Origin of the sequence: Bacillus cereus group sp. BfR-BA-01355 (genome assembly GCF_022663675.1) — a bacterium.
In the GTDB taxonomy this organism is placed as follows: domain Bacteria; phylum Bacillota; class Bacilli; order Bacillales; family Bacillaceae_G; genus Bacillus_A; species Bacillus_A thuringiensis_S.
The window spans coordinates 1-284 of record NZ_JAKUFY010000384.1 but is presented as its reverse complement, the minus strand read 5'-3'; the positions used below and the strand labels follow the sequence as shown (position 1 = coordinate 284).

The window sequence follows — 284 nt, the reverse complement described above, 5'->3', positions numbered from 1 at the left end:
GTCCCAACTACCATCGGCGCTAGAGAGCTTAACTTCCGTGTTCGGTATGGGAACGGGTGTGACCTCTCTGCCATCATTACCAGACTGTATTCATTTAAGACAAGAATCATTGTAACTCATTTAACTTTTAAAGTCAACAAGTTTTTTATATTCTTTCAAAACTAGATAACATCGCTTCATATTATATGGTTAAGTCCTCGATCTATTAGTATTCGTCAGCTCCACATGTCACCATGCTTCCACCTCGAACCTATCAACCTGATCATCTTTCAGGGATCTTACTA

General features: G+C 39.4%; 2 rRNA genes. Both read right to left on the bottom strand.

Annotated features, from left to right (window positions below):
- Positions 1 to 84, bottom strand: a 5S ribosomal RNA gene (gene rrf, locus MR167_RS32165); the annotation flags it as partial.
- 101 nt (positions 85 to 185) lie between these two features.
- Positions 186 to 284: ribosomal RNA gene (locus tag MR167_RS32160) — 23S ribosomal RNA — on the bottom strand; the annotation flags it as partial.